The organism is Escherichia sp. TW14182 (assembly GCF_000208525.1).
In the GTDB taxonomy this organism is placed as follows: Bacteria; Pseudomonadota; Gammaproteobacteria; order Enterobacterales; family Enterobacteriaceae; genus Escherichia; species Escherichia ruysiae.
The window spans coordinates 1-665 of record NZ_AEJZ01000494.1; the positions used below are offsets into that span (position 1 = coordinate 1).

Here is a 665-nt window from a genome sequence, read left to right on the forward strand (position 1 = left end):
CACTGCAACCGATCGCCTGGCAGATTACCCTCGGCTATATGAAACTGATGAACGCTATGGCGAAGGGGTTCGCCGCATTAGCTTACTTGGACAGCACGTTCTTTATGAAGTGAATGATGAGGCCAGTCGTGTCAATATCCTGGCGGTTGTAGGCCAGCGTCAGAATCCCCGATTCATTCTTTGAGTGCCTGGCTTGCTGCTCAGCTTACCAGGCTTGCCAGGAATTACGGTTGGGAGTTGCTTGAAAAAGGAAGTTTTCCCATGCCAAGAGTATTGAGTTGAACGAGTAGTTACATCCCCTTACGTAGATGTAATGAATTGTACTGTTTCAATATGGTTATAAATGAAAATGCAGTTTTTAGATATTTTGAATTCTATAATTTTGGGGGTCTCTGCCTGGAATGCTTACGCGGCAAGATGTAGTGCAAAAGCAGCAATGGAGGCAACTCGATTAGCCGAAGAATCGCTTCTTGAAATGAGAAAAACATACTTTAAAGATGGGTATAATATATTATTTGAGAAACATAATAATATACTTAAAGAGGTGGAGTCTTCAATTGATAGTAATCGCCTCAAAAAAGATGATATTGAAGACATTCATAAGTATGTAACTACGAATTCTGTTTGTATTAAGTATGTCAGACAAATAATTTTAATTCTAGATT

Annotated in this window: 1 protein-coding gene and 1 pseudogene; both read left to right on the plus strand. The window is 39.5% G+C overall.

The features are described from left to right. The coding region (locus EQY_RS0123600; RefSeq protein WP_000315674.1) for a hypothetical protein at window positions 1-184 on the plus strand (184 nt) is incomplete at its 5' end. Window positions 185-343: 159 nt separating this feature from the next. Next, window positions 344-665: pseudogene (locus tag EQY_RS0123605) on the plus strand (hypothetical protein); the annotation flags it as partial.